General features: G+C 67.6%; 23 protein-coding genes. 7 read left to right on the top strand and 16 right to left on the bottom strand.

All coding sequences use genetic code 11. The annotated features are described in order from the left end of the window. Positions 1–22: 22 nt before the first annotated feature. The 4 genes from ALI144C_RS13200 to ALI144C_RS13185 form a co-directional block, all read right to left on the bottom strand. Entirely contained in the window at positions 23–1642 is a 1620-nt protein-coding gene (locus ALI144C_RS13200; protein ID WP_076987385.1) for a WD40 repeat domain-containing protein, read from the bottom strand. Positions 1643–1755: 113 nt separating this feature from the next. Next, the gene (locus ALI144C_RS13195) at positions 1756–3378 is read right to left on the bottom strand and encodes a hypothetical protein (protein ID WP_076987384.1); all 1623 of its coding nucleotides are present in this window, start codon (positions 3376–3378) and stop codon (positions 1756–1758) included. A 26-nt stretch (positions 3379–3404) separates the two neighbouring features. Continuing rightward, entirely contained in the window at positions 3405–3851 is a 447-nt protein-coding gene (locus ALI144C_RS13190) for a hypothetical protein (RefSeq protein WP_076987383.1), read from the bottom strand. A 132-nt stretch (positions 3852–3983) separates the two neighbouring features. After that, positions 3984–7031, bottom strand: a complete 3048-nt coding sequence (locus ALI144C_RS13185) for an AfsR/SARP family transcriptional regulator (protein ID WP_083752995.1) — start codon at positions 7029–7031, stop codon at positions 3984–3986. A gap of 300 nt (positions 7032–7331) precedes the next feature. On the opposite strand from ALI144C_RS13185, the gene ALI144C_RS13180 reads away from it, so the two are divergent. Then, positions 7332–7991: a hypothetical protein gene (locus ALI144C_RS13180; RefSeq protein ID WP_143230621.1), complete on the top strand. Its 660-nt coding sequence runs from the start codon at positions 7332–7334 to the stop codon at positions 7989–7991. Between the two features lie 32 nt (positions 7992–8023). On the opposite strand, the gene ALI144C_RS13175 is transcribed toward ALI144C_RS13180, so the two are convergent. The 7 genes from ALI144C_RS13175 to ALI144C_RS13145 all read right to left on the bottom strand — a co-directional run bounded on the left by ALI144C_RS13175 (position 8024) and on the right by ALI144C_RS13145 (position 13629). Next, on the bottom strand, positions 8024–8200 hold the full coding sequence (locus ALI144C_RS13175) for a DUF397 domain-containing protein (protein ID WP_076987380.1): 177 nt from the start codon (positions 8198–8200) through the stop codon (positions 8024–8026). After that, positions 8197–8751: a DUF5753 domain-containing protein gene (locus ALI144C_RS13170; RefSeq protein ID WP_269086676.1), complete on the bottom strand. Its 555-nt coding sequence runs from the start codon at positions 8749–8751 to the stop codon at positions 8197–8199. Before ALI144C_RS13170 ends, ALI144C_RS13175 begins: the two co-directional genes overlap by 4 nt. Before the next feature lie 69 nt (positions 8752–8820). Further along, the gene (locus ALI144C_RS13165) at positions 8821–9816 is read right to left on the bottom strand and encodes an ABC transporter substrate-binding protein (protein WP_076987378.1); all 996 of its coding nucleotides are present in this window, start codon (positions 9814–9816) and stop codon (positions 8821–8823) included. Positions 9817–9825: 9 nt separating this feature from the next. Beyond that, the gene (locus ALI144C_RS13160) at positions 9826–10848 is read right to left on the bottom strand and encodes an ABC transporter permease (RefSeq protein ID WP_076987377.1); all 1023 of its coding nucleotides are present in this window, start codon (positions 10846–10848) and stop codon (positions 9826–9828) included. Further along, a complete protein-coding gene (locus tag ALI144C_RS13155; protein WP_076987376.1) occupies positions 10845–11606 on the bottom strand; it encodes an ATP-binding cassette domain-containing protein in 762 nt (253 codons plus the stop codon). The genes ALI144C_RS13160 and ALI144C_RS13155 overlap by 4 nt, the downstream gene beginning before the upstream one ends. Continuing rightward, positions 11603–12649, bottom strand: coding sequence for a class I mannose-6-phosphate isomerase (locus ALI144C_RS13150; protein ID WP_076987375.1), 1047 nt, complete (start codon positions 12647–12649; stop codon positions 11603–11605). The genes ALI144C_RS13155 and ALI144C_RS13150 overlap by 4 nt, the downstream gene beginning before the upstream one ends. Beyond that, complete coding sequence (locus tag ALI144C_RS13145) at positions 12646–13629, bottom strand: LacI family DNA-binding transcriptional regulator (RefSeq protein ID WP_076987522.1); 984 nt, start codon at positions 13627–13629, stop codon at positions 12646–12648. The genes ALI144C_RS13150 and ALI144C_RS13145 overlap by 4 nt, the downstream gene beginning before the upstream one ends. A 232-nt stretch (positions 13630–13861) precedes the next feature. Between ALI144C_RS13145 and ALI144C_RS13140 the strand changes: the two genes are divergently transcribed. From ALI144C_RS13140 to ALI144C_RS13130, 3 genes are all read left to right on the top strand, one after another. Next, entirely contained in the window at positions 13862–17101 is a 3240-nt protein-coding gene (locus tag ALI144C_RS13140; protein WP_076987521.1) for a GH92 family glycosyl hydrolase, read from the top strand. A gap of 88 nt (positions 17102–17189) precedes the next feature. Next, complete coding sequence (locus tag ALI144C_RS13135; RefSeq protein ID WP_076987374.1) at positions 17190–18104, top strand: ABC transporter ATP-binding protein; 915 nt, start codon at positions 17190–17192, stop codon at positions 18102–18104. Next, positions 18101–19147 carry an ABC transporter permease gene (locus ALI144C_RS13130; protein WP_076987373.1) on the top strand — a complete coding sequence of 349 codons (1047 nt, stop codon included), beginning with the start codon at positions 18101–18103 and terminating at the stop codon, positions 19145–19147. Before ALI144C_RS13135 ends, ALI144C_RS13130 begins: the two co-directional genes overlap by 4 nt. 102 nt (positions 19148–19249) lie before the next feature. Here ALI144C_RS13130 and ALI144C_RS13125 read toward each other — a convergent pair whose 3' ends face one another. Next, positions 19250–19636 (bottom strand): phage holin family protein, encoded by a 387-nt coding sequence (locus ALI144C_RS13125; RefSeq protein WP_076987372.1) that lies wholly within the window; start codon positions 19634–19636, stop codon positions 19250–19252. A 180-nt stretch (positions 19637–19816) separates the two neighbouring features. Between ALI144C_RS13125 and ALI144C_RS13120 the strand changes: the two genes are divergently transcribed. Continuing rightward, positions 19817–20515, top strand: a complete 699-nt coding sequence (locus ALI144C_RS13120; RefSeq protein ID WP_143230618.1) for a sensor histidine kinase — start codon at positions 19817–19819, stop codon at positions 20513–20515. Between the two features lie 55 nt (positions 20516–20570). Here the strand turns inward: ALI144C_RS13120 and ALI144C_RS13115 are convergent, their stop codons facing one another. The 3 genes from ALI144C_RS13115 to ALI144C_RS13105 all read right to left on the bottom strand — a co-directional run bounded on the left by ALI144C_RS13115 (position 20571) and on the right by ALI144C_RS13105 (position 22817). Continuing rightward, positions 20571–21524 carry a tetratricopeptide repeat protein gene (locus tag ALI144C_RS13115; protein WP_143230617.1) on the bottom strand — a complete coding sequence of 318 codons (954 nt, stop codon included), beginning with the start codon at positions 21522–21524 and terminating at the stop codon, positions 20571–20573. A gap of 143 nt (positions 21525–21667) precedes the next feature. Continuing rightward, a complete protein-coding gene (locus ALI144C_RS13110) occupies positions 21668–22531 on the bottom strand; it encodes an SCO6745 family protein (RefSeq protein WP_237774120.1) in 864 nt (287 codons plus the stop codon). Beyond that, positions 22521–22817 carry an MTH1187 family thiamine-binding protein gene (locus ALI144C_RS13105; protein WP_076987368.1) on the bottom strand — a complete coding sequence of 99 codons (297 nt, stop codon included), beginning with the start codon at positions 22815–22817 and terminating at the stop codon, positions 22521–22523. Before ALI144C_RS13105 ends, ALI144C_RS13110 begins: the two co-directional genes overlap by 11 nt. A 58-nt stretch (positions 22818–22875) precedes the next feature. Here ALI144C_RS13105 and ALI144C_RS13100 point away from each other — a divergent pair, with 58 nt between their 5' ends. Both ALI144C_RS13100 and ALI144C_RS13095 read left to right on the top strand, forming a co-directional pair. Further along, the gene (locus tag ALI144C_RS13100; RefSeq protein ID WP_076987367.1) at positions 22876–23379 is read left to right on the top strand and encodes a MarR family winged helix-turn-helix transcriptional regulator; all 504 of its coding nucleotides are present in this window, start codon (positions 22876–22878) and stop codon (positions 23377–23379) included. 17 nt (positions 23380–23396) lie between these two features. Next, positions 23397–23915, top strand: a complete 519-nt coding sequence (locus ALI144C_RS13095) for a DinB family protein (protein WP_076987366.1) — start codon at positions 23397–23399, stop codon at positions 23913–23915. 55 nt (positions 23916–23970) lie between these two features. On the opposite strand, the gene ALI144C_RS13090 is transcribed toward ALI144C_RS13095, so the two are convergent. Next, entirely contained in the window at positions 23971–25419 is a 1449-nt protein-coding gene (locus ALI144C_RS13090; RefSeq protein WP_076987365.1) for a neutral zinc metallopeptidase, read from the bottom strand. Positions 25420–25473 lie beyond the last annotated feature (54 nt).

The raw sequence follows: 25473 nt of genomic DNA, 5'->3' as shown, positions 1-25473 counted from the left end.
GGGTGCTCGCCGTCCGGACTCGTTATGAGGCGAGTTGCCAGTCGTGCAGGGCGTGCCAGGCAGACCAGCCTGAACCCTGGGTGTTCCAGATGTGGATGAGTCGTTTGTCGGTACCGATGGCGAAGACCTCGGTCGTGTTGTTGCCGTGTTGGTAGATGGCCGTCGGGTCGCTGGCTGTTTCCCAGTCCTCGCCGAGGACGTGCCAGTCGGACCAGCCGCCGCTGTTGGTGTTGTAGACGTGGATCAGCCGGTTGTTCGTCCCGCGGGCGAACACTTCGGTGGTGTTCGTGTTCGGTTGGAAGACCGCGGTCGGTGTTCCCTTGAACTGCCAGTCGCCGATGGCGTGCCATTCCGACCAGCCTGAGCCTTCGGTGTTCCAGATGTGGATGAGCTGGTTGTCCGTGCCTCGGGCGAAGACCTCGGTGGTCTTGGTGTGCGGCTGGTAGAGCGGTACGGGGTCGCTGGCGATTTCCCAGTCGCCGCCGAGGACGTGCCAGTCGGACCAGCCCGCGCCCTTGGTGTTGTAGACGTGGATGAGCCGGTTGTCCATGCCGTGCGCGAAGACCTCGGTCGTGTCCGTGTTCGGCTGGTACACCACGGCTGGTACACCCCTGAACTGCCAGTCGCCGATCGCGTGCCACTCCGACCAGCCTGAGCTCTCGGTGTTCCAGATGTGGATGAGCCGGTTGTCCATACCTCGGGCGAAGACCTCGGTGACCTTGGAGTTCGGCTGGTAGACCGCCACCGGGTCACTGGTGAGTTCCCAGTCGCCCAGCACGTGCCAGTCGGACCAACCCGCGCCCTTGGTGTTGTAGGTGTGGATCAGGCGGTTGTCCATGCCGCGCGCGAACACCTCGGTCGTGTCCGTGTTGGGCTGGTACACGACCGCCGGACGGCCCTTCATCTGCCAGTCGCCGTGCGCCACCCACTGGCTCCAGCCCTGCCCGTCGGTGTTCCAGAGCCGGATCAGCCGGTTGTCGATGCCACGGGCGAACACCTCGGTGGTTCTGGTGGTCGGCTCGTACACCGCCTGAACGGGGGCGGAGGTTCCGGGAGCCTGCCCGGACTGGTTCCACAACGTGTCCGCGATGAGAACCGCGTCGTCTGCCTCGACCTGGTACCGGTAGCGGTACTGCGCGGCCGGTCGTTGCACGTCGGCGGCGACGTCCCCGATCTTCGCGTTGTTCCACGACCCGTTCGGGTACTTCTTCTGCATCTCGTCGAGGAACTTGTTGGTCGCGTGGACCGCGTCGTAGCACAGGGACTTCGGATCGCACCAGCCCATCGACGGCCGCTGCTGGAACAGGCCGAGCGAGTCGTGGTCGGTGGCCACCTTGTTGTTGTGCATCCGGGTTTCCACGATGATCGTGGCCATCGCGATCGCCGCGGCCCGTTGGTTGAGGCCGCGGTCCCTCACTGTCTGCGTGACCACTCGTCCGCAGGACATCCGGTACGCGGTGAGGTGGCCCTTCATCGCGTTCTTCATCCGGGGGTTGAGCTGCTTCGCCAACGCCTCGTCGGTCGCCGAGGGACCGGCTTTGTCACACGGGGCGGTCGGGACCGCTGCGTCGGTCGTCAGCCACCACTCACCCGGGTTGTGGCCCAGCGGCCCGGGGGTGGTGCCCTGGTCGGCCACTGCCATGGCCGGACTCATGATTCCCATAGCTGAAGCGGAAATCGCCAGTGCGACCAGCAGCCGGGATCTCTTTCTCTTCCGCTCCGGATACATGCGCTTGTTCCCCTCTGTTGGACGGTTCACGACGCGAGTTGCCAGTCACCGATGGCGTGCCACCCCGACCAGCCGGAGCCTGGGGTGTTCCAGATGTGGATCAGCCGTTTGTCGGTACCGATCGCGAAGACCTCGGTCGTGTTGCTGTTGGGCTGGAAGATGGTGGTGGGATCACTGGCTGCTTCCCAGTCACCCCCGAGGACGAACCACTCCGACCAGCCTGAGCCGTTGGTGTTGTAGGTGTGGATGAGTCGGTTGTCCATCCCGCGGGCGAAGACCTCGGTGGTGTTCGTGGTGGGTTGGAAGACGGCCGACGGTGTGCCTTTGAACTGCCAGTCACCGATGGCGTGCCATTCCGACCAGCCTGATCCCTCGGTGTTCCAGATGTGGATGAGCTGGTTGCTCTTGCCGCGCGCGAACACCTCAGTGGTCTTGGTGTTCGGCTGGTAGAGCGGTACCGGGTCGCTGGCGAGCTCCCAGTCGCCCAGCGCGTGCCACTCCGACCATCCGCCGCCGTTCGTGTTGTAGACGTGGATGAGCTGGTTGTTCGTGCCGCGGGCGAAGACCTCGGTGGTGTTCGTGTTGGGTTGGAAGACAACCGATGGCGTTCCTTGGATGTGCCAGTCGCCGATGGCGTGCCATTCCGACCAGCCTGAGCCTTCGGTGTTCCAGATGTGGATGAGTTGGCCGTTCATCCCTCGCGCGAACACTTCGGTCGTGCGCGTGTGCGGCTGGTAGATGGCCACTGGATCACTGGCGATTTCCCAGTCGCCGCCGAGGACGTGCCATTCCGACCAGCCAGCGCCTGCCGTGTTGTAGGTGTGGATGAGTCGGTTGTCGGTGCCACGGGCGAACACCTCGGTGGTGTCCGTGTTGGGCTGGTACACCCCAGCGGGGTGGCCCTTCATCTGCCAGTCCCCGTGTGCCGCCCACTCGCTCCAGCCTTGGCCATTGGTGTTCCAGACGCGGATGAGGCGGTTGTCCACGCCGCGGGCGAAGACCTCAGTGGTTTTGGTGTTCTGCTCGTACACGGCCTGAACGGGAGCCGACACTGCCTCTTCGGACTGCTCGTCGTCGACGATCTTGTTGTACCGGTACGGCTTGTACTCGTGGGCGTTGCTGCCTTCGTACGGGTACTTGACGATGCGGTGCTTCCTGTTGACCGTGGGGTTGGTTCCGGACTGTTCGAAGCCCCAGTACTTGGTTCGCGCGGCGTCGGCCCACTTCTCGAACAGGACCACGTGCCGGGTGTTGCTGGTGCCGGCCGCGTCGATCAGCGCGTCACCCGGTTTCAGCTGGTCCTTCTCGATCCGGGTGCTGATGCCGGAACCGGCCAGGCCTTGCGTGTTCGCACCCCCGCTCTCATCGCTGACGCCCCAGGTCATGGAGACGAAACCGGAGCAGTCCCGGCGATACGTGCCGTAGGAGGTCGGGTGGTAGGGCCTCGACTGGGAGTAGGGAACGTTCGTGCCCCACTCGTGAGCGGCTCTCCTGATCACCTCGCTCCGCTTGATCGGCGCCGCGAGGATCTGCGCTTCCTGGGACTGCGGCGGGACTTCCGCCTCACCCCAGGTGTCGGGTTGCGCAGCCTGGATCGACTGCACCGATCCGCCGAGCATCAACGCCACCAACCCTGCTATGGCGGCCATCCGTCTGCGTCTCACTGTGTGGCCTCTCAGTTGTGTCCGAAAGAGACGATGTTTCTCCGGGTGCACGGGAGGTAGAGTCCCCGGATTTGTTCGTAGGGATAGGGGATCTGGCGGTGCACGGCGCCGGACCCGATCGCTTGTTCGTAACCCCAGTAGACGGTTCGCGACGAGTCCACCCACCGCTCGAACAGCGTCACGTGCCGTTCCGGGACGATCCCGAAACAGTCGACGAGCGCGTCACCCGGCCGGAGATCGGCTTTGGTGACCGCGGTGCTCAGCCGGACGAGGCCGAGCGTGTCCACGCCGCCACTGGGGTCGAGCGGCCTGCCCGGCAATGCCCACGCCATGGCGACATAACCTGAACAGTCCGTCCGGTAGCTGCCGAACTCGTTGTCGTGGTAGCCAGTGCTGGAGTAGGCGACCGCGGGGTGCAGCCAGCTGCGGGCACGTGTCAGGATCTCCGCCCGGCTCACGAGGGGAGTCGGGTCATCCCTCGGCCGTCGCGCGTCAGCACCGTTTTTGTCCACACCGCAACAATGCTGCGGCCTCCTGCAGTGGCCCTGTACGCCGTCCAGACGTGCCGCGCGACCGCCTAGAGAAATCCTCTATGCCGAACAGGCTGTCACGTGCCTGAACCAGGCTGCCGGAGTGAGCCTCGCGAGTTCCCGTTCCTCACGGCTCCCGATCGAGCGGAAGGTCGCACGGGCCTGGGTCCACAGGGCCTCGCCGCGGGCTGGGTCCGGCTCGACGGCGGCGAGGTCACGCAACGTCCTCGCCTGCCACAGCGGCAATTCCAGCTCTTTCCACCGCGTCAGCGCGACCAGCAGCCGGGCACGTGCGCCGGGCCGGTCGCCGGACGCGAGCATGACCTCACCCTGGGTACGGGAGACGAGCGCGACGCCGAACCGGTCCTTGTACCGTTCGCACACCGCCAGACACGAGTCGAGCGTGCCGAGCGCGTCCTCGAAGCGGCCGAGCCGGATCTGGGCCTTGACCTTCGACTGCAACGCGTATGCCGCTCCCAGTGGCGCGCCGATCCGGTCGAGCATCGCGTGGGCGAGGACACTGAGGTCGAACGCCTCAACGAACTCGCCCCGCGCCCGGTGCAGTTGACTGAGCCCGCGCAGCGCGATCGCTTCACCGCGCGGATCGTCGAGTTGCCGGTGCAGTTCGGCGGATCGTCCCAAAGCGACGGAGGAGGCTGTGAAATCACCTGTGTCACGGCAGATGGCACCGATGCCGTAGCTCGATGCGGCGAGGGTGCCGAGATCCCCCGCCTGCTCGCCGGCCACGGCAGCCGCTTCGAGCGTCCTCCTCGCCACGTCGAACAAGCCGCGATCGCGCTGGATCGTGCCGACGGTGACCAGCGCGACGGCGGCGGTGGCGTGGTCGGAGATCAGCTGGGCCTTCTCGGCCGCCTGCCCGGCGTAGTCCAGTGCGGGGCCGAAGTCGTCGCGCTGGTAGTAGAGCTGCCCGAGCCCGGTGAGCAGGCGGGCTTCGGTCTTCCTGTCGCCGCTGGATCTGGCCGCGTTGAGAGCGACGTCCAAGGTGCGCTGGGGACTGTCGAACGCGCTCCTGGCGGCGAAGGCGGATGCCAGCAGTACGGCGATGAGCTCCACGGTGAGCCGGGTGGCGCCCAGTTCGGCGGCTCGTTCCACCGTCCGCACCAGTGCGGCTGTCTCCGCTTCCAGCCAGCCGATCGGGTCCGCCGCCACCTCGACGGTCAGCCGTTCGTCGACGTCCGCGGCAGTCCCTGACGGTGTCAGGGGCAGCCGCAGTTCACCCGCCTTGACCAGGCCGGTCCAGGTGCCGGCCAGCCTGCCGAGCGCCTCGGTGATCCGGTCGGGCGGTTCGTGCAGCAGCGCCTGCTCGGCGCCGTACAGCTGGACGAGGTCGTGGAACCGGTATCGAACCCGGCCGAGCGGGTCGGCGCCCGCCACCTCCGCGAACCGGAGGTCGACCAGCCGCTCGACGACGTCCTCGGCGTCGTCGAGCGAGATCCGCAGCAGCGGGGCGGCGACCCACGCGCCGAAGTCGGGAAAGTCCAGCAGGGCCAGCAGGTGGTACGCCCGGCGTTGCGGTTCGGACAGCTCGTCGTAGTTCACCCGCAGGCTCGACCGGATGGTCAGGTCACCCGCGGACAGCTCGTCGAGCCTGCGTTGCTCGTTGGCCAGCCGGTTGGCCAACGAACGCAACGGCCAATGTGGACGAGCGAGCAGCTTCGCCCCGGCGGCGCGGATGGCGAGCGGAACACCGCCGCACAGCTCGACGATCTCGACGGCGGCGGGCGGAGCGCTGGTGATCCGGTCGTTGCCCACGATCGCGGCCAGCATCGCCATGGACTGCTCGGCGGTGAACCGTTCCACCTCGACGTGCTCGGCCCCGGCGAGCCCGGTCAGCCTGGAACGGCTGGTGATCAGCACGATGCACCCGGAGTCGCCGGGCAGCAGCGCACGGACTTGCTGTTCACCGCGGACGTTGTCGAGCACGATCACCAACCGGCGACCGCTCGTCCGCATCCGGAAAAGCTCGACGCGCTGGTCCTCGGCCGCGGGGATGTCGCCACCGGCGACGCCCAACGCACGGAGAAACCGGGCCAGCACCTCGGTCGGGGCGGTGTTGCCACGCATGTCCACGAACAACGCGCCATCGGGGTGAGTCGAGCGCAGGACGTGCGCGGCGTGTACTGCCAACGCGGACTTCCCTGTGCCGCCGAACCCCGTGATGACCACCGTCGGAGCCGCCGCACCGGTCGAAGCTCGTTCGACGATGCGCATCACCTGCGTCAGCTGTTCGGCCCGTCCGGTGAAGTCGGCGAGGTCCGGGGGCAACTGGTTCGGCGCGACCAGCATCGGTTCCGGCTGCTCGGGTCTGGCTGACAGCTTCACCTCGGGCTGACGAGGCGGCGAGAGGTCACCGTGCAGGACCCGCTCGTGCAGCTCACGGAGTTGGCCGGTCGGCTCCACCCCGAGTTCGACCACGAGGTGGTCCCGGTAATCCCGGTACACGGCAAGGGCTTCGCTGCGCCTGCCGCCGAAGTACAGTGCCTGCATCAGCAGCGCTCGCGGCTCGTCACGCAGCGGGTACATCGCGGTCAACGAGGTGAGACGGGACGCCGCCTCGTCGTAGCAGCCCAGCGTGATCTGGGTACGGGCCAGCCCGTGTTCCGCCGTCAGCCGCTTGCCCTCCAACAACGTCGAGTACTGCCGGGCGATCGGTGCCTCGACGCCGTCGAGCGGGGCACCACGCCACAACCGAACCGCGCGCTCGTAGTGGACACGGGCCCGGTCGTGGTCCCCGGCCTGCTCGGCGACCTGAGCCGTCGTCGACAGTTCCTCGAAGGCTTCCAGGTCGTTGTCGTCCCGGTCGACGCACAACTGGTAACCGGGGTGGCTGGTCAGCACCAACGAGGATTCCCCGGCGGCGGCCAGCGGGGCCAACGCGCGGCGCAACGACGAGATGTGCGTGTGCACCAACGCCGCCGCCGACCGCGGTGGCGACTCCCACACCGCGGCGATCAGGCTCTGCAACGGAACGACCAGTCGCGGGTGGACCAGGAGCGCGGCGAGAACCGCTTTCGGCTTGGCGCCACCGAGATTGATTCGCTGTTTGTGCAGCCGCACTTCGAGCGCACCCAGCATCTGAAAACGCATGACCGCCCCCAGTCAGCGAAGACTCCCCCATTGCCGTGAGCGACCGTACCACCGCCGATACCGGACATGATCGCCCGAATGTCTCAATTCACAGTGGCTTACCCGAGCATTTCCACACCGCGTTGTTAACCGTGACGGCTGCTTTTTCCGCGTTTTCGCCGGTCGTTCCCGGTGGTCAGACTGTTCACTCCGGTCGTAGTGGTGTACACGATGTCAACCACCAGATCGGCGATCCGCCGACGAGATCGGCGGGAATCTGGAATGCTGCTGCGAAGGTCGTGCGAGGAGACGGGAAGGGCCATGGGGAAAGAGCGGAAGCCGGGTGATCTCGACCGTCGAATGGCGGCGTCGGTCGATCGCATGAGCCAGCGCGTGGACGCGTACACGGCGGGCTTGAAAAGGCCGCACGACGAGATCCGCCAGCAGGTCCGTGCCTTCGCCGCCGCCCAGTGGGGCGAGCCTGCCGGGATGGTGCACTTGGGGGAGGTCGGCCCCTCGTACACGGTGCCCGGCAGACGCGACGACGGGACGGTCAAGGGCAAGAAGCTGATCCGGCGGTTCCTCTGGAACATCGTCCGAGGCGTGTTCGGCGCGATCATGCACATCTTCGCGCTGTTCAACGGCGGCGGCGCGGGCAACGTGTTCAGCCGGTCCGGCACGGTGACCGGAGCCGAGGGCAGCCAGGCGGTCCGGTTCGTTGACGCGGCCAGGCCCGCCACAAGCGTCTGGCTTGTGTACTCCGCGTCGTACGTCGCTGCGCTCGACTCCGGGTCGGATGTCCGCGACCCCAAGAACATCCCGCCGGTAGTGGTCCTGTGGCACGCCGGACAGCCGTACATTCCCCGGGTGCACCGCGGCGTGGCCACGTGGGCCGACGGCTCGGAGTTCCACTACGTCCCGAGCCCGGAGGAAGCCAAGGTGGCCGCGCAGCAACGCAAGGACCGGCTGCGGGGCCCGTGAGGGCGCCCGGTCGAACTGGGCGCCCTTGGTCGTCAGCTCTTGATGGAGTTGAGCAACGCCGTGAAGGATGCGGCGTTCACGGTGAGGTGGCCGCCTGCCGGGTTCTTGCTGTCCCTGATGCCGGTCGACTCGACGCCGACGGTCACTTCGACGCAGGCGTTCTCCGGGTTGCTATGACTGCTCTTGCGCCACATCTTGCTGGTGCTCATCTTCCTGCGTGTTCACCCCTTATCGCTTTGATGGCTTTGATCGACTTCTGCGGCGAGGGAGCCGCGGCGGCGATGTCCTCCCACACGTTCGAGAGCGTCGCCACCACCGCGTCGTCACCAATCGTCTCGCCACCTGCCATGCTTTCCACGTAGGCGGAATCCGGCTCGTCGGATTCCGGATAACTCAGCAGGATCATCGTGCCCGAGTAGGGGCCCGGTGTGCAAAGGTCCAGCGGGAGCACCTGGATTGTCACGTTCGCCATCTTGGCCATCTCGACCAAGTGGTCCAGTTGGTCGACCATGACCGCACGGGTGCCGATGATCCGCCGGAGCGCCGCCTCGTCGATCAACGTGTGGATGTGCAGCGGGTTCCTCTTGCGGAGCACCATTTCCTGGCGATCGAGTCGTTCCGAGACAGCGCGCTCTTCCCAGCCGTCTCTGCGCAGCAGTTGACCAGGCAGAGCAACAGGCGGCGCACACGCCGTACCGGTCCGGACCCCGCAAGACCCGATGAGCGCGTGCGAAGGGTGCCGATGGCGACTGGACGTCATCCACCGGGAGATCGACACGATGACCGGGATGCGCTCGCACTGAGAAAGGCGCATCCCGGGTTCACGGTGTCAGCACTTCGTCTTGTAGAAGAACTCCGACTTCGTGGTCATGTCGTCCTTGGTCAGGGCGACGAGGGGTGCGGAGATGTTGCGCTGCACGCTCTTGCCTTCGATGGCCGCGATCGCCTGCTCGACGCCCGCCTTGCCGATCGTCGCCGGGTCCTGGGCGATGAGGGCCTGGAACGCCCCGTTCTTCAGACCGTCCACTTCCGACGGGCTCGCGTCGAACCCGACCAGTTGGATCGCGCCGACCTTGCCCGCGCTGCGCAGACCGGTCGCCGCGCCCTCACCGGTGTTGAGGTTCGTCGCGAACACGCCGACCAGGTCCGGGTTGCTGGCGACCGCAGCGGTCACCTTCTGCGCCGCCACGGACGGCTCGTTGTCGGTGAACTGGATGCCGATGGACTTCAGGTCCGGCGCCGCCTTCTTGAGCTCCTCCTCGAAACCCTTGGCCCGCGCCGCCGTTGTCGACGTGCCCGTCTTGGTGTCCAGCACCAGCACCGAGCCGGTCTTGCCACTGGTCAGCTTGGCCATGGTCTGCGCGGCCAGTTCACCGCCCTTGGTGTTGTCCGACGAGATGGACGACTCCGCGATGCTGGTGTCCTTCAGCGCGGTGTCCACCTCGATCACCTTGGCGCCGGTGTCCTTGATCTGCTTCATCTGCCGCGACATCGTCTGGTCGTCCGTCGGCGCGATCAGCAGCGCCGCGGGCTTCTTCGCGCCCAGCGCGGTCACGATCGGGGCCTGCAGCGTCGGGTCGAACTTGTCCGGCGCCTGGGTGTTGAGCGTGTAACCCGCTGCCTTCGCCGCTGCCTCCGCGCCGCACTGCATGGAGATGTAGAACGGCTCGTTCTTCACTCCCACAACGAGTTCGAGGTTCTTGTTGGACGGCGCCGCCGCGCCGCCGCTCTGGCTGCCGGAGTTGTTGTTCTGTCCGATCTGGCCACCGCAGCCCGCCACCAACGCGCCTGCGGCGAGCACCACCACGAGTGTCCTCGTTGACACCTGAGCCTCCTAGTTCTTGGACCGACGTCGGCGTTGCTGGTCGAACCACACGGCGGCGACGAGCACCGCGCCGACCGCGATCTGCTGCCAGTACTGCTGCACGTTGATGATGTTGAAACCCTTTTGCAGCACCGCGGGGATGAACACCCCGATCACGGTGCCGACGATCGTGCCGACCCCGCCGAAGAGGCTCGTTCCGCCGAGCACCACGCCGGCGATGGCGCTCAGGTTCAGCGTGACGTTCCCGGAGATGGTCGTGCCCTGGAAGTACGCCATCGACATGAATCCGGCGGCTCCGGCCAGGACCCCGGAGAGCAGGTACACGTTGGTCAGGTGCCGGGCCGCGCCGATCCCCGCGCGACGCGTGGCCTCCGCGTTCGACCCGATCGCGTACGTGTACCGCCCGAACCTCGTGGTGTGCAGCACCAGCCCGAACAGCACCGTGATCACCGCGGCCACCACGACCATGTTCGGGATGTTCCCCTCCAGCGTGCCGAAGCCGAGGATGTCGCTCAGCGCCGACGGGGCCGGGCGGATATCCGTGCCGTCGTTCAACAGCGACGCGGCGCCGAGCGCGGCACCGAGCGTGCCCAGCGTGACGATCAGCGGCGGGATGTTGGCCCGGGCCACCAGCAGGCCGTTGATCAGGCCCCACACCGCGCCGCCCGCGAGCGCCACGGCCAGGCCGACGGCGATCACGCCCCAGTCCGCCTGGCTGATCTGCTGGCCGGGACTTATCCACTGCATGGTCTTCGCGGAGATCATGCTCGCGAAGATCAGGACCGAACCGACCGACAGGTCGATCCCGCCGGTGATGATCACGAACGTCATGCCGACCGCGACCACGAGCAGGACCGACGTCTCGACGAACAGGTTCTGGAAGTTCAGGAACGTCAGGAACGTGTCCGGTGCCAGCGCGCCGAACACGACGACCAACGCCAGCAGCACCAGCGCGATCCAGAAAGTGTTGGCCGACAACAGCCGTGTGCGCAATGACCGCTGCTCAGTGGTCGGCACCGCATCAGTGGTCATGCGGCATCCTCCTGCACCAACGCCCCGGTCATCGCGCCGACCAGGTCCTCCAGCGACGCGTCGGCGGCGTTGAACCGCGCCACCCGCTTGCCGAGCCTGAGCACCTCGACCCGGTCGGACACCGAGAGCACCTCCGGCATGTTGTGGCTGATCAGCACGACCGCCATGCCCTCGTCCCGGACACGCCTGATCACGTCGAGCACCTTTTCCCGTTGCACCACACCGAGTGCGGCGGTGGGCTCGTCCATGAACACGACCTTGCTCGCCCACGCGACCGAGCGCGCCACCGCGACGCTTTGCCGCTGCCCACCGGACAACGAACCGATCGGCACGTCGACGTTCTGCAGTGTCACGCCGAAGCGCGCGAACTCCTCGGTGGCGCGCCTGCGCATCTCCGCCTTGTCCAGCACGCCGAGCTTGCCGAGCAGGCCCTTGCGGAAGATCTCCCTGCCGAGGAACAGATTCGCGGCCGGATCGAGGTGCGGTGCGACCGCCAGGTCCTGGTACACCGTCTCGATGCCCAGCCTGCGCGCGGCCACCGGCGAGTCGAGTGTGACCGGCTCACCCTCCAGCAGGATCGTGCCCGAGGTGGGGATCTCCGCCCCGGACAGGCATTTCACCAGCGTGGACTTCCCTGCGCCGTTGTCGCCGATCAGCGCGACGACCTCGCCCCGCCCGACTTCGAACGACGCGCCGCGCAGAGCCTCGACCGAGCCGTACCGCTTGACGATGTTCTGTGCCTGAAGGACCGGTGTCACTCTGCCACCTCCGGTGGCAGACAGCGAATGGCAACGATGTCACCTTCCACAGTGGCCTGCCCCGCCGCGTGCGGGAACACGTACGTGTCGCCCTTGGCCACAGGCACGTCACCGGTCTCGGTCCGGATCGTGCCCGAGCCTTCGAGCGCCACCAGGATCGAGAACGACGCGTCGAGGGCGGCGCCGCCGCGGATGCGTTGTGCGCGGAAGAAGCTCGCCGCGTCCGGGCCCAGCAGGTCCGTCACCGGGGACGAGTCCTCGGTGCGCCGGACGATCTGCTTGAGCCGGTCGGCGTCCCAGCCGGACCGGTCGACGCAGTCGAGCACGACGTCGTAGCCGAAGCCGAGGTGACCGCCTGCCTCCGAGTCGAGGAAGTCCTTCCACTCCAGCGTGACCGACAGGTCGGTCGGCTGCTGGAGTTCCACGATGAAGACCCCCGCGCCGATCGCGTGCGGCAGACCGGCCGGGACGAACACCGTGTCACCGGGGCGGACCGTGACCGGGTTCAGCGCGTCGAGCATCGCCGCGGTGTCCTGCTCGGCCACCCAGTCGGCGACGGTGGCGCCGGACTCGTCACCGCGGAATCCGATGTGGACGTTGCCGCCGTCGTCCGGTGTGCCGACGATGATCCACGCCTCGGTCTTGCCGAAGTGCGAGCCCATGTGCTTCCGGGCGAACGCGTCCGACGGGTGGCAGTGCACCGGCAGCCGCTGCCCGGCGTCGAGCAGCTTCACCAGCACCGCGGGATCGCCGCCGAACCTGGCCGAATGCGCCGTGCCCAGCCAGTTCTCCGGGTGTTGCCGCACCGCGTCGCGCAGCCACTGACCGTTGCCCAGCATGGTCAGGCCGTCGGTTTCCTTGCCGTATCGCGTGGTCGTCGACCCGACCCAGTCCTCCGGTCCGTGGTCGGTGCGTGCGTTGCCGACGCCTCTGAGCGCCTCGATCGAGTCGCCGCCCGCGTAGAACTGCGTCGGCTGGTTGGCCGGCAGCCAGACCGGGTTCGACCCCGCTGCGACGTCTGCCGGAACATCTGGGCTGTTCAAGGGCGTACCTCTCCCGATCCGCGAGGGATGATGGTGGCCGGCAGCACGATCCTGCGCGGCGGTGACGTGTCGCCCTCCATCCGGGCGAACAGCAACTCGGCGGCGGCCCGGCCCATCGCGCCGATGTCGTGCGCGAGCACGGTCACCGGCGGGTCGAGCAGATCGGCCAGTTCGAAGTCGTCGAACCCGGCCAGTGCGGGCCGCGCGTCCAGCGCGCTCAACGCACGCAACACCATGATGGTGATCCGGTTGTTGCCGGTGATCAACGCGGTCGCGGGGTCGGCACCGGACACCAGGCGGCGCACCGAACCCGCCACGCCCGCGTCCGAGTGCGGCCCCATCACCACGAGCTTCTCGTCGTAGGCGATCCCGGCCTTGGCGCAGCCCTCGCGAAAGCCGCGCAAGCGTTCGCTCGCGGTGAAGATGTCCGGCGCGTCGCCGAGGAAGGCGATCCGCTTGTGGCCGTGCCCGGCCAGGTGGTCCACCACCGCCGCGGTGCCGCCGAGGTTGTCGACCAGCACGGTGTCGGCCACGACGTCGCCCGCGGGCCGGTCGACGAACACGACCGGCGTGCCCGCGCGCATCTCCGGAACCAGGTAACCGTGCTGCACCCCGGCGGGGACGACGATCAGCCCGTCCACCCGGCGTGAGCAGAACTCCAGCGCCAGTTCGCGTTCCCTGGCCGGGTCCTCGGCCGACGACCCGGTCAGCACCTGTCTGCCGAACGTCCGCGCCACCTCTTCGACCGCTCTGGTCAGCACCGAGTAGAACGGGTTGCCGACGTCCTCGAGCACCAGGCCGATGGTCCCGGTGGACATGCCCCTGCGCAGGTTGCGGGCGCCGAGGTTGCGGCGGAATCCCAGCTGTTCGATCGCGGCCAGCACGCGCTCAGCGGTGTCGGGGTGGACACCTGGCTCGTCGTTGACCACCCTGGAGACAGTTTTGATGCTCACGCCGGCGAGCCGCGCGACGTCGCTCATGGTCGCACGGCGGACCTTGCGTGTCCCTGGTTCCGACAACGTTGTCATGGTGGCGCCGAGTATCACGCCAGCCACTGACCATGTCAACGGTTACTCCAGGGTCAACAGTGAGGGGTTGACGAACGTGGCAACGCTGCGCAGTGTGACCGATACGAACGGTTGATACCGACAAGGTTGTCAGTCAATCCGGGAGGCGATCGGGTACATGTCACGCAGCAGATGGTTGGCGGCGATGGTGACCCTGGGGGTCGCGTTAGGGGTGGTCAGCGCCCCTGCGGCGACGAGCCAGTCGCGAGCGGCCGTCGAGGACTTAGCGAAGTTCGTGAACCCCTATGTCGGAACGAAACCAGGTGGTGCCGACCACGGCACGGGCGGCGGCGCGGGCAACACGTTCCCCGGCGCGGTGGTGCCGTTCGGGATGGTGCAGTGGAGCCCGGACACCGTCACACACCAGCACGGCGGTTATTACTACGACGACACCAGGATCAAGGGCTTCAGCCTGACCCACCTGTCCGGTGCAGGATGTAGTACGTACCAGGACATCCCGTTCATGCCGTTCGTCGGCCAGGTGACCACGTCCCCGGCGGCGGACCCGAACCGATACATCGCGAAGTTCAACCGCGCCAACGAGACCGCGACGCCCGGGTACTACGGCGTGACGCTCGGCTCCGGCGCGAAGGTCGAGCTCACGGCGACCCAACGCACCGGTGCGGGACGCCTGCGGTTCCCCGCAGGCGCGATGTCGACCTTGCTGGTCAACACGTCCGGCTCGGTCGCGGGCACCGAGGACGCGGAGACCGTGATCGGCACGGACTCCATCAGCGGCTGGGCGACCAGTGGCAAGTTCTGCGGTGCGAACCACCGCTACCGCGTCTACTTCCACGCCCAGTTCGACCGGCCGTTCGAATCGGTCGGCACGTGGAAGAACGGCACGGTCACGCAGGGCAAGCGCGCGGAACGCGGCGGCTCGCCGCCGAAGGTGGACCTCGACGCGGTCGACGCGCCGAAAACCACCGACCGGGCCGGGAAGCCCGCCAAGCGCTCGCTCGCGCCGATGGACACCACGGTGTCCGGACCCGGCTCGGGCGGGTTCGTGACGTTCGACTCCTTCGAGTCCGACACCGTCAACGTCCGAGTGGGACTGTCGTTTGTGTCCGTCGACGGCGCCAAGGGCAACCTTGCGGCCGAGAACGGCACGTTCGACCAGGTCAAGGGCGACGCACGGGCTGCGTGGAACGCCAAGCTGAACCAGATCCAGGTCAAAGGCGGCACACCGGACGAGCGGACGACCTTCTACACCTCGCTCTACCACGCGTTGATCCAGCCGAACGTCTTCTCCGACGCGGACGGCCGCTACGCCGGGTTCGACGGCCGCGTCCACACCACCGACCGCCCGGTGTACACGAACTTCTCCGGCTGGGACGTCTACCGCTCGCAGTTCCAGCTGCTCGCCCTGCTGGCGCCGAAGGAAGCGTCGGACATCGCGCGGTCGATGATGCTCTACGCCGAGCAAGGCGGGGCGTGGGACCGCTGGACGGTGGCCAACGGGTACACCGGCGTGATGAACGGCGACCCGTACCACATCATCGTGTCGACGGCGTACGCCTTCGGCGCCAAGGATTTCGACGCGTCCAAGGCGTTGTTGCTGATGCTGCGCGGGGCGACCCAGCCGACCCAGGGATACGTCGAACGTCCCGGTCTTGAGGACTACCAGTCGCTCGGCTACGTCCCGATGGGCGCACCGAACGTGTGGGGCCCGGCCGCGACCACACTGGAGTACACCAGTGCGGACTTCGCGATCGCCGAACTGGCACGCAGGCTCGGCGACACCGCGACCTGGAGCGCGTTCATGAAACGCGCCCAGAACTGGCAGAACCTCTACAACCCTGGCAACGGTTACCTCAACCCGCGCAACAAGGACGGCTCGTTCACGTCCTTCAACCCGGCCAGCAGCGATGGCTGGGTCGAAGGAAACGGCGCACAGTACGCGTGGATGGTCCCGTACAACCCGCGTGGCCTGTTCAACGCCATGGGTGGCGACGCGACCGTGGTGAACCGGCTCGACACGTTCTTCAAGGAGCTCAACGCGGGACCGGGAAAACCGTTCGCGTTCATGGGCAACGAACCGAACTCACACGTCACCTGGCTCTACAACTACGCCGGTGCGCCGCAGAAGACGCAGCAGATCACCCGCAAGGTTTTGACGGAGTTGTACAGCCCCAAGGAGAACGGTCTGGTCGGCAACGACGACCTCGGCCAGCTGTCCTCGTGGTACGTGTGGGCGGCGATGGGGATGTACCCGATGATCCCCGGCCGGGCCGAACTCGTGCTCAATGGCCCGCTGTTCGAGGAGATCGTGGTGACCAGGCCGAACGGGGCCAAGCTGACCATCCGCGGCAAGGGCGCGAACTCGAAGACGCCCTACGTCGAGAGCCTGCGGTTCAACGACCGGCCGTCGACCAGGACGTGGCTGCCGGAGTCCTTTGTGGAACGCGGCGGTACGGTCGACTTCACGATGTCCGCCACCCCGTCCACGTGGGGCGCGGGGCCCGGCGACGCGCCACCGTCCTTCCGGGACGCCGAAGTCGGCCAGCGCGGCTACGTCTCCCCCGGGCGGCTCGTCCTCCCGGCGGGCACGACCGGGTTCGTGGAGATCGGGGCGCAGGACTTCTCCGGTGACGGCGCGAAGCTGACGTGGACAGCGCCGGGACCGCCGGGAATCTCGGTCATCCCTGGCGGCAGCGAGCTGATCGTCCCGCCGGGTGCCAAGGCGGGCAGATCGGTGGCGGTCCGCGTCGAGCCGGGCACCCCGGAGGCCACCTACCAGGTCGTCGTGAAGTTCAACGGGCCGCAGGGCGCGTTGCAGAGCGCGACGCTGCAGATCCTGGTTGCCCAGCCCGGGAGTCTGCGATCTGCCTACGACAACGTCGGGATATCCCCGGACAACGCGATGTCGGTGGCGAACTTCGACAACGTCGGCTTCAGCTACTCGGCCAACGCGTTGGCCAACGGCGGGCTCAAGCCAGGCGGGACGGTCACAGTGGACGGTCTGACGCACACGTGGCCGGTCACCGACGTCGGGGAGCCGGACAACGTGATCGCGAACGGACAGACGGTGAACGTCCAGGCGGCGGCAGGCGCGACCAAGCTGGCTTTCCTGGGCAGCGCTGCCAACGGCACCGCGTCCGGCCAGCTCGCCATCACCTACACCGACGGTTCCACGCAGCAGGCGCAGATCGGGTTCTCCGACTGGACGCTGGGCGGCGGCGGGCAGCAGCCGTCGTTCGGCAACCGGGTCGCGGTCACGTCCTCGTACCGCAACTCGGTCAACGGATCATCACAGGGGTTGAACACCTACGTGTTCGCGACCGAGCCGGTGGGCCTCGATCCGTCCAAACAGGTCAGGAGCGTCACTTTGCCGCCCTCTGTATCCGGTGGAACGCTGCACGTGTTCACCGTGGCGGCGGGGTAGGCCGAACGGACTAATCGAACGGCTGATATTTGTATCGAGTGGGCCGCCCCGCACGCGATTCGCGCGCGGGGCGGGTTACCTTGCCCCCATGACCGGTAATGGGGGAGATGCGATCGTCGTCTCCGGTATCCGCAAGAGCTACGGGGATCTCACCGCTGTCGACGGCGTGTCGTTCACCGTGGCCGAAGGCGAGTTCTTCGGCATACTGGGGCCGAACGGCGCGGGCAAGACGACCACGCTGGAGATGGTCGAGGGGCTGCGCGAGCCCGACGCGGGCAGCGTGACGCTGCTCGGCCAGAACCCGTGGCCGCGCAAAGTGGACCTGCTGCCGAGGATCGGCGTCCAGCTGCAGGCGTCCGCCTTCTTCGACAAGCTGACCGCACGGGAGCAGTTGGAGACGTTCTCCTCGCTGTACGGCTCCGGCACCAGGAACATCGACGAGATGCTCGAGGTGGTCGGCCTGGCCGACAAGGCCGACACCAGGGAGGACAAGCTCTCCGGCGGCCAGCGGCAGCGGCTGTCGATCGCGTGCGCACTGGCGCACGACCCGGACATCGTCTTCCTCGACGAGCCGACGGCCGCGCTGGACCCGCAGGCGAGGCGCAACCTCTGGGACGTGCTGCGGGAAATTCGCTCACGGGGCAAGACGATCGTGTACACCACGCACTACCTCGACGAGGCCGAGGTGCTGTGCGACCGCGTGGCGATCATGGACCACGGCACCATCCTGGCGATGGACACACCCGCGGCGCTGGTTCGAGGGCTGGACGCGCCCACCCACATCATGCTCGAACACGGCGCGCTGCGACTGGACGAGGTCCGCGGCTTCGCCGGAGTCGACGACGCGACAGACGACGGGACGACGTTGACCATCTCCACCCGCAAGCCCGCGCCGGTGCTCGGTGCGCTGGCCGAACGCGGAACCCTCGACGGGCTCCAGGTCCGCACCGCCACCCTCGAGGACGTGTTCCTCGAGCTGACCGGACGGGAGTACCGGGCATGAGTGCGTTCAAGAGCCTGTCCGTCGCCGGTGCGAAGGCCTTCGTCCGCGACAAGGCCGCACTGTTCTTCATCCTGCTGTTCCCGTTGATGTTCCTGGTCATCTTCGGCTTGCTGTTCCGGGACTCGGGCACCGACAAGATCAAACTCGCGGTGGTCGGCGACAGCCCGGTCGCGCAGGCGCTCAGGCAGATCCCGGCGGTCGAGACGCAGTCCTTCGACAACGCGGACGCGGCCATCGAGAAGGTGAAGTCCGGTGACCTGCCCGGCGCGGTGATCGTGAACGGCACCGACGTGCAACTGCGGTTCGCCGCGAGCGACCAGACCAAGGCGGGGATCGTCAACGGGCTGGTGTCCAGTGTGGTCGACAAGGCCAACATCGCCGCAACCGGCCAGCCGCCCCGGTTCAGCCTGCGGCAGAGCCAGGTCGAGGACAGCTCGCTGAACGCGATCCAGTACCTGACGCCGGGCATCCTCAGCTGGGCGGTGGCGTCGGCAGGCGTGTTCGGCACGGCGATGACGTTCGTGCAGTGGCGCAAGAAACAGGTGCTGCGAAGGTTGTGGCTCGCCCCGGTGTCGCCGACGTCCGTGCTGCTGTCCCGTGTCGGCGTCACGCTCGGCATCGCCGTCGTGCAGGCTGTGGTGTTCGTCGGGATCGCCAGCCTGCCGATGTTCGGGCTGAGACTGGCGGGCACGTGGTGGCTGGCCATCCCGGTCTTCCTGTTGGGCGCGCTGGCTTTCTTCACCATCGGGATGCTGATCGGGTCCTTCGCCAAGACCGAGGAAGCGTCGACGGCCGCCGCGCAGATCGTGGTGCTGCCGATGGCGTTCCTGTCCGGCACGTTCTTCCCGATCGACCGGGCACCGGGCTGGCTGCAGACCGTCTCGCAGATCTTCCCGTTGCGGCACATGAACGACGGCATGCAGGACTTCCTCGTCCGCGGCAAGGGGATCGAGGCGTTGCTGTTGCCCGGCGGGATCCTGCTCGGGTTCACACTGGTCGTCGGCTTCATCGCGGCCAAGGTGTTCCGCTGGGAAGGCAACTGACCCGGGCAACCAATGTGGCCTTCGTGGCGTTTGGCGCAACGAAAGCCACATTGGTTGCACGCTTTTTCCGGTGCAAAACCGGACACCGGCCGTATCGGGCGGCTAACCGCGGGTGGTCAGCTTCTTCAGGTGCAACGGGAGCGTCAGCACGAAGCTGACGATTCCCACGATGATCGCGCCGAAGAAACCCGCCCAGAAGCCGGTCACCTCGAAGGGCAGGTCCAGTTCGACGGCCAGCCAGCCGGTGAACCAGAACAGCAGGCCGTTGACCACCAGGCCGAGCAGGCCGAGCGTGAGGATGTACCCGACGCAGCCCACGATCTTGGCTATCGGCTTGAGGATCAGGTTGACCAGGCCGAACAGCAGCGCGACGCCGATCAGGGTGCCGATGCGGGCACCCGTCGACCCGGTGAGCAGGTTGATCCCCGGCAGGATGGTCGCCGCCCAGACGGCGACGGCCGAGGCGAGCACTCGATACACGAATTCCACGGCGCCACTGTCCCACTGTTGGCGCGGCCCGTGCGGGTTTCTCCGCCGGATGGGCGTGGCGGGTGCCGCTGACCGATGTGTCACCCGATGTCCGACTGCCGGATATACTTTGGACACGATGGTTGTGACCTCTCGGGGCATTCGTGTGCCCGCAGGGGTGATTCGCCGTACTTTTGTGGTGTGAGCGTTGCGGTTCTCATTGCCGTGACCGCCGGAGCGGTGGTGGCGTCGAAGTTCGGCCTCGTGGTGTGGGCTTCGCTGCTTGTGCTGCTCGCGGCGTATTTCACTGGCGTCTCGGTCGGCCGCCGGACGGCGGCTGTTTCTGTTTTGGTTGCCATCGCCGGATTTGCGGTGGCTGCCACATTTGTCGCCGGTGACTGGTGGAGCGGATTCGGCCCGCTGATCCCCGCGGCACTGCTCGCGGGTGCCGCGCTGGGCAACGCGGTCCGAACCGGACGGGAAAGCGCGGCGATCCGTGCGGCCAGCACCAAAGTGCTCGAGGAACTCGGTTCGCTGCTCGGCGTGCTGCGTGATCCCGTGCTGGACCTGGATCTGGACAGCCTGCTCGACGACCGCGTCGAGGTCACGGTGGTCGGCGAACAGCGGTCGCTGCCCGCGCCCGTCGACGTGACGGTGTACCGGGTCGTCCAGGAATCCATTGCCAACGCGAGGAAGTACGGCACCGGCTGGGTGCAGCTGACGATGGAGTACGAGCCGGACCGGATCGTGATCGAGGTCCGCAACGAGCGGGGGGCGGGCGCGCCGCGGCGCGGTTCCGGCTACGGCCTGATCGGCCTGCGGGAACGGGTGGCCCTTGTGGACGGACAACTCAGCGCCGGACCGGAGGGCAAGGACTTCGTGATCCGCGCCGTCCTCTGACCCCTCGTGAGTGTTCTGGCCGGTTCCAACCGGCCAAAACACTCACGAGAGGTGGTCAGAACAGGGCGCTGGCCAGGTCGCGACGGGCCTTGGCCACCCTCGGGTCGTCGCTCGGGAACAGCCCGAACAGCTCGACCAGGTGAGAGCGCACTTTGTCCCTGTCGTCGCCCGCGGTGTTGCGGACGGCGCTGATCAACCGGGCGAACGCCGCGTCGACCTGCTGCTGCGCCACCTCGACATCGGCGGCCGCGAGCTGGGCGTCGACGTCCGACGGGTCCGCGTCCGCCTTGCCGACCGCGCTCGGGTCGGCCGCCTCGGCGCGCGCGGTGAACCGCACCTGCGCCAACGCGGCCTTGACCTCCTCGTTGCCCGGCTCGACGTCGAGGATCTGCTGGTAGGCCTGCTCGGCCGCGGCGAAGTCGCCGCGTTCGAACGCGTCCTCGGCCGCCACCAGCCGCGGGTCCACCGGCTCTTCGACCGGCTCGGGGGCTTCGCCACCCTGGGCGGCGCCTGCCTCGGCGGCCGCGATGCCCGGCAGGCGGTCGCGCAACGCGTCCAGCAGCGCGGAGATCCACTGGCGGATCTGCGGCTCGGGCTGCGCCCCGGAGAACGCGTCGACCGGCTGGCCGCCCGCGATCGCCACGATCGTCGGGATCGACTGGACGCCGAACAGCTGCGCGATCCGCGGGTTGGCGTCGACGTCGACCTTGGCGAGCACCCAGGCGCCGCCGCTCGCGTTGGCGAGCCGTTCGAGCACCGGTGACAGCTGCTTGCACGGGCCACACCATTCGGCCCACAGGTCGACGACCACCGGGACCTGCAGCGAACGCTCGACCACGTCCGCCTGGAAGGTCGCCTCGGTGACGTCGAAGACGAACGGACCGCCCGCCGCGGGCGCGTCACCGTCCGCCGGAGCGGCTGCCGCGGGCCTGGTGGGCGCCTGACGTGCGGCATCCGCCCGCGCCTTGAGCGCCGACAGGTCGACGGCGCCGGACAGAGCCGCGGACATGGCGGCCGTCTGACGTGGATTTGGCCTTGTCACACATCTATCCTGGCACGTTCCGTTGCCCAGGTCAGGGCGGGCTGCCGCACAACGCCAGGTGTGTGCGGCACCACATCCGATCGCCGCTGTTCAGGACAGCTCAGGACACCTCAGGACAACTCTTTGACGACGTCGAGCGCCATCGGGTTCTGCCGCATCGCCGCGTTCTGCGCGCCCAGCGCGAGCGCGAGCGGCCGCATCAGCTCGGCCAGCCGCCGCGTCTTCTCGTCGCCCAGCGCGCGCCACGGGTACTCGGCGGCCTCGTCGGTCCGGCGTTCGATGTCCGCCCGCAACGCGGTCCCGGCCTCGGTGATCACGCTGTCCCGGATCAGTCCGCGGTCGGCGAGCCGGTCCCCGGCCGCCGCCCATTCCTCTTCGGACCACCCACGGGCCACACGCATGTACGCCGGGTCGACACCCTGGTCCGCCGCGAACAGCACCAGGGTCTCCACCGGGTCCAGCGGCGCGGCGACCAGCGCGGCCACGTGCCCGTCGCCCCTGGACTCACGCAGGACGGTCGTGGCGTGCCACAGCTTGAGACGGGGCTGTTCGGGCACCGCCAGGATGGCGTTGGCCGCGCCGAGCGGCCGACCGGCGGTCGGCGCGTTCCGCGCCGCTTCCAGCGCCAGTTCGGCCGCCTCGGTCACGTCACGGTCGCCCAGCATCCGCGTGAGCGCGCCGTCGGCGCCCTTGAGGCGTGTTTCGAGGTACTGCTCGGGCGACGCGACCTGCCACGCGTCCGGAATTGCGCGCCGGACCATCCACGGGTGGAAGTTGTAGAACGACGAAACGACTATCTCGGGCGCGACCGCGCCGAGCGGTGCGGCTCGCATGCCGAAGTAGCCCATCCACCCGCCCTTGCAGCCCAGCGCGTCCGTGGCGGCGCGGGACTCCGGTGTGAAGTAGGTGACGTCGTGGTAGGTCTCGAACAGCAGCCACATGCCGCGGCTGTGACCACCGGGGTTACTGGGCAAGGTAGCGCTCCACCCGCTCGACCTTGGCCGTGAGCTGGTCGGTGTGACCCGGCCGGATGTCCGCTTTGAGCACGAGGCTGACCCGGGGCGCGTCGGCCTGCAGGACGTCGACGGCCTTCTTGACCACCGCCATGACCTCGTCCCATTCGCCCTCTATCTCGGTGAACATCGCGCTCGTGCGGTTGGGCAGACCGGACTCACGCACCACCTTGACGGCTCGTGCGACCGCCTCGGCCACACTGTCGGACTCACCACCGAGTGGTGCGACGCTGAACGCCACGAGCATGTGGCTCTCCTTTCCGCTTCGCTGTCCGTATGGATACCTGCTGGTAGCTTTTTGCGCCATGACGTCTCGCCCGTTGCCGTTCGACCCGATCGCCCGCGCAGCCGAACTGTGGGAGGAGCGAATCGGACCGTCGGAGGCGATGGCCGCGGTGACCGGCGTCATGCGGGTGCAGCAGATCATCCAGTCCGCCGTGGACGGCGCACTACGTCCGCACGGCCTGACTTTCGCCCGCTACGAGGCGCTGGTGCTGCTGTCGTTCTCCAAGCGCGGCAGCCTCCCGATGCGGGTGATGGGTGAACGGCTGCAACTGCACCCGACGAGCGTCACGAACATCGTCGACCGCCTCGAAGCCGACGGTCTGGTCAAGCGCACCCCGCACCCCACTGACCGCCGCACGACGCTGACCGAGATCACGCAGGCGGGCCGGGATCGGCGGGAAGCCGCGACAAAGGCCGTCACCGACATCGACTTCGGGCTGCGCGGCCTGACCTCCCGGCAGACCAGGCAGCTGTCGGATCTGCTTGCCCGGGTGCGGAAATCGGTCGGCGACTTCACCGACTGAGTGCTTGACTGCGGGGTATGTCTTGGACCGCCCCCGAAGTAGCCAGGCCCGACGGCCCGTTCGTCGGCGACGAGCGCGCCGTCCTGCTGGAATTCCTCGAGTACCAGCGCGCGACCCTGTTGTGGAAGTGCTCCGGCCTGACCGGTGAACAGCTGGCCCGGCGGGGCGTGTCGCCCTCGCCCTTGTCCCTGATCGGACTCGTCCGGCACATGACCGACGTCGAAGCTGGCTGGTTCGTCCAGCGGGTGGCGGGCGAACCCCCGGAGTTCCGGTTCTTCGACGTCGCGCCCGACGACTTCGAATTCACCGACGCGTCGGCCGAAACGGCGGAAGAGGACTATGCCCACCTGCTGGCGGCCATGGACAAAAGCCGGGCGGCACTGGCCGGTGTGTCGCTCGACCACACCTTCGAACACCCCAAGATGGGCACGGTCAGCACCCGCTGGGTCGTTGCGCACATGATCGAGGAATACGCCCGGCACAACGGGCACGCCGATTTCCTGCGTGAGCAGATCGACGGCGAGACAGGCGAATAACGAAAACGGCCCCTGTCGCGCCGGAACGCGACAGGGGCCGGTGGTGAGCGGGGGATCAGGCGAAGCGGGCGGTGCATTCCTTGGCGTTGGTGTAACCGATCCGGAATGCCTCGACCCTGGCGAAACCGGCCTTCACCGGGTCGCCGTTGATGTCGGCGGCGATCAGGCTCTTGCCCATCAGCATCTCCGCGACGGCCTCGTCGAGGTCACCCGGGGACATCCGCAGCACGTTCTCGCCGGACGCGGGCCGCTCCGCGACCTTCGCCCACGCGCCCGTCAGACACGCTGTGCGCAGCGCGGCTTTCTCGTTGTCGAGCGGGAGGTTGCTGTTCTTCTGGATGGCCATCGTGTAGCGGGACGCGATTTCCGCGAACGCCGCGAAGTCGCCGATGCCCACGCCGTCCTCACCGATCTCCTGGCCGCGTTTCGGCGGTGTGCCGAGCGCCGCGAGTTTCTTGCCGTCCAGCACCACAGTGTTGTCCGACGGGCAGTACGCGACCGGTTCGGTGGACTTGCCGTCCTGGCAGCGCGAGCCGTTGTCCTTGAGCTCGGGCAGCTTGGCGCCGCTGGCCTTGAACGCCTCGTCCAGGCTGATCTTGATCTTGCGGATCTTGTCCGCGTCGACCTTCACGTTGCCCTGGTTCTTGTCCCGTTCGGCGAACTTCTCCTCGCTGATCCGGGCGTCGACCTCTTTCTGGTCCATCTTCGCGCACGTCTTCGGGCCGTTGCTGAACCCGGCCTGGAACGCGTACACCCGGTCCCACGCCAGACCGTGCGCGCCCTGCTTGTTCGCGTCGGTGCCCGCGGGGTCGCGGATGAAGAACATGGTGGCGAGGATCTTGTTGAGGCCCTCACCGGTGGAGATCTGGAACCGCTTGGACTTGCCGTCGGCGATCCACCGGAAGAAGCCGCCCGCGTAGCAGTCGGCCTGCTGTTCCTTCACGATCGTCTTCGTGGCCTGCGTGATGCCGCTCTTGGGCCCGAGTTTGAACTGGACGGCGTGCCCGACCTCGTGGGCGAGCACCGTCACCGCGGACATCTTTCCGAACTGCTTGTCCAGGTCCGGCAACAGCACACCGCGGTCCCACGCGATGCTGTCGTCGAGGCTGCAGTAGAAGGCGTTGACCAGCCCGGCCGTCGACGTCTGGCAGATCCGCAGCGCCTTGCCCTTCGAGTCGTACGACACCAGCCGCGCCAGCGGCTCGAACTTCTGGCCCTCGAAGTCCGCGGGCATCCGTTCGCCCCAGTACTCGTACAGATCGGCGAGCGCACCCAACGCGAGCTGATCCATGTCGCCGTTGTCGGCGTTCTCAGCTGTCAGGTCCACCTTGGGGGCGCCGTCACGGGGTCCACTGCGTACTTGGTCGTCGTTCGTCACGGGCAGGCCGGCGACCGAGCCCGGGTCGACATCACCCTCGGCTTTGGGGTTGCCAGGCACCGGTGACGCGCAGCTGACCAGCACAAGTACGGCGCCTGCGAGCGCCAACGGGAGATATGACCGCACGGGGGCACCCTAGCGGTCACCACGACATGGCACGCGGCAATCGGGACAAAGGTG

This window comes from Actinosynnema sp. ALI-1.44 (assembly GCF_001984155.1).
In the GTDB taxonomy this organism is placed as follows: domain Bacteria; phylum Actinomycetota; class Actinomycetes; order Mycobacteriales; family Pseudonocardiaceae; genus Kibdelosporangium.
This window is presented reverse-complemented; position numbering and strand designations above follow the sequence as displayed.